Annotated in this window: 2 protein-coding genes; both read right to left on the bottom strand. The window is 46.4% G+C overall.

Annotated elements, in window-relative coordinates:
* Positions 1-2,874, bottom strand: a 2,874-nt coding sequence (infB, locus tag AC1DUA_RS30535; RefSeq protein WP_477503321.1) for a translation initiation factor IF-2, incomplete at its 3' end; no start/stop codon positions are given.
* A 55-nt stretch (positions 2,875-2,929) separates the two neighbouring features.
* Positions 2,930-3,259, bottom strand: coding sequence for a L7Ae/L30e/S12e/Gadd45 family ribosomal protein (locus tag AC1DUA_RS30530; protein ID WP_157321181.1), 330 nt, complete (start codon positions 3,257-3,259; stop codon positions 2,930-2,932).
* Between the last annotated feature and the right edge of the window lie 34 nt (positions 3,260-3,293).

Raw genomic sequence — 3,293 nt, 5'->3', positions numbered from 1 at the left:
GGCTTCAATAATGTCGCCCTCTTTAATATCATGATAACGCTCCAGAGATATACCACATTCATAACCTTGTGCTACTTCTTTTTGGTCATCTTTAAATCGTTTCAAGGAATCAATTTTGCCTTCATGAACGACAATACCGCTACGGATCAAGCGAGTTTGAGCGTTACGAGCAATTTTGCCCGAGATAACCATACAACCGGCAATTGTTCCTGAACCCGTAATTTTGAACACGTTACGTACTTCAGCCTGACCAAGAACAACTTCTTTGAAGATTGGATCCAGCATGCCTTTCATTGCTTGCTCGATTTCTTCAATTACGTTGTAAATGATATTATGCAGACGAATATCAACTTTCTCTTGATCTGCAGTAGCTCTAGCAGCAGACTCTGGACGAACGTTGAAACCGATAATAATCGCATTAGACGCCGAAGCAAGAATAATATCAGACTCCGTAATCGCCCCTACACCGTTATGTAGGATTTTGACACGAACGCCTTCCACTTCGATCTTCTCAAGCGAGCTTTTCAGTGCTTCAACAGATCCTTGAACGTCACCTTTGATAATGACATTCAAATCCTTGATTTCGCCATCTTTGATATGTTTGAAGAGATCATCCAATGTCACGCGTGAATTAGCCGTCATCTCGGATTGACGTAGTGCAATGGAACGACGATCCGCGATATCTCTCGCTTTACGCTCATCCTCATACACCAAGAATGGATCTCCAGCTTGTGGAACATCAGTTAGACCCGTGATCTCGACTGGCGTAGATGGACCTGCTTCTTTCAAGCGTTTGCCCTTATCATTAACCATCGCTCTGATACGGCCGAAGTGAACGCCTGCAACGAAGCTGTCTCCTACTTTAAGCGTACCATGTTGAATCAGGACACGAGCCACTGGGCCTCTTCCTTTATCCAACTCAGCTTCAATCACCGTTCCTCTTGCACGTTTGTTCGGGTTAGCTTTGTACTCTTGTACTTCCGCTACGAGCAAGATCATCTCTAAGAGATTTTCAAGTCCGATACGTTGTTTCGCAGAAATTTCACAGAAAATCGTATCGCCACCCCACTCCTCCGGAACCAATTCATAGGCTGTAAGCGCCTGTTTGATTTGGTCAGGATTCGCGCCTTCTTTATCAATCTTGTTCACAGCTACAATGATTGGAACGCCTGCCGCCTTAGCGTGATTAATCGCTTCTACGGTTTGTGGCATTACACCATCATCTGCAGCTACGACGACAATCGTTATATCCGTAACTTGTGCACCGCGGGCACGCATTGTTGTAAACGCTTCGTGACCAGGTGTATCCAAGAATGTAATTTTCTTATGATTAACTTCAACTTGATACGCCCCGATGTGCTGCGTAATTCCGCCAGCTTCACCTTCGGTAACGCTTGTTTTACGAATAGCATCCAGAAGTGTCGTTTTACCATGGTCAACGTGACCCATAATTGTAACAACTGGTGGACGCTCGAGCAGATCTGCCTCATCATCCACTTCTTCAATCGTCTCGAAGTTGTCTTCTTCGACTTTAATTTTAATCTCAACTTCAACGCCGAATTCAGTTGCAATCAATTGAATAGCGTCCAAATCAAGTTCTTGGTTGATTGTCGCCATTGTCCCTAGGAACAAAAGTTTTTTGATAACTTCCGAAGCATCTTTGTGGAGCAATTTGGCTGTTTCACCAACCGTCATGCTGCCGCGAACGATGATTTTCTTAGGTGTGTTATCAATTTTCTCTTTTTTAACGGTTTCTTGCTGATATCTGCCGCGGTTATTACCACGTTGGTTGCCACGGTTGTTGCCGGATGGCCCACGGTTACCGCCAGAGCGGTTATCATCAAAACGTTTAGGCGTTGGTTTGGATTTCTTAGTTGTAATTACGCCAGCCTTCGCTGCTGCATCATCCAATTCAGCTGCTGTTGCTCCAACATGGAACTGCGGTTTAGCTTCTTGAATTACAGGTCTTCCGCTTTGGTTATTGTTACGGTTGTCAAAAGGTTTGTTTTGACGATTTGGTCCAGCACTACGGTTAGGAGTCGCTCCTTGCGGACGGCCACTATTTGCGCTTTGTCCGCCGCCAGTAGATGCACCTGCACCTTGGTTAGGACGAGATCCCGCATAGTTGCTATTAGTGCGTGGAGCTCCGCCTTGGCCTTGACCCTGATAGGAGCCTTGACCGCTCGGACGTTGGCTGTTATACCCGCCTGTTGATCCACCACCACTTGGACGTTGCCCACCTTGTGAAGAGCCCTGGTACCCGGAACGTTGACCTTGACCCTGTCCTTGGCCTTGATAACCTTGGCCACTTGGACGTTGTCCGCCTTGCGATGAGCCTTGATAGCCACCAGTGCGTTGTCCACCTTGTGATGAGCCTTGACCGCTTGGGCGTTGACCGCCTTGGCCTTGGTAACCTGTGCGTTGTCCACCCTGACCTTGACCGCTTGGACGTCCGCCTTGCGAAGAACCTTGAGGGCGTCCATCACGCTGAGGCTGAGATGGGCGACTTGTCGCGTTGGATGTAGATTGCGTAGTTGTTGTTGATTGTGTTGTTGATTGTGTCGTTGATTGTGGTGTCACTGCACCACTAGTTGTATTGTTGGCTGATTGTTCTGAAGAAGCAACAGGCTTAGAAGCCCCCGTTGCTGCACCTTTATTCTCTTGTGCTGGAGCCTGCGATGCAGGATTCTGATTCGTCGTTGATGAACTCACATTTCCTCCGTCCGTAGCTGCTCGTTTGGCAGCCGCATTAGCTTTTATATCACGGAAAAATTTCTCCACGGAACTAACCGCGTCATTTTCCATTACACTCATATGATTGTTAACAGGGATGTTTAAACGTTTGAGAATGGTGATAATCTCTTTACTGCTCATATTGAGCTGTTTGGCGTATTCGTATACACGGGTTTTATCTTTATTATCTTGTTGTTTATTGGTCAATATGTTCCACCTCCGCAGGATTTTCTTGACTTTTCTGCAGCATCTGCGCGAAGCCTCCGTCCAATACACCTATGGTGACACGCATCTCTTTACCAATGCTGCGGCCCAATTCATACTTCGTTCCAATTTCCATGAGAGTTACCCCATAAAATTGGCATTTATCCTGAAATTTCTTACGTGTATTAGCCGAAGCATCCTCCGCCATAATGACAAGTTTGGCTTCTCCTGAACGAATGGCTTTAAAGACGCCTTCATCACCGGTAACAAGCTTTCCTGCCCGCATCGCCAAACCCAATTGGTTGAAAAATTTAGGATTCATCTTCGGTTTCCTCCTCTTTGGAGGAGAGAAATTC

Source organism: Paenibacillus sp. 01T422 (assembly GCF_056398785.1).
Note: the sequence above shows the minus strand (reverse complement) of the source record. Positions and strands in the feature narration are given on the sequence as shown.

Excerpts from the sequence above, each read along its gene's own strand:
- AC1DUA_RS30530 (WP_157321181.1), bottom strand. The coding sequence starts at position 3,259 with ATGAATCCTAAATTTTTCAACCAATTGGGTTTGGCGATGCGGGCAGGA.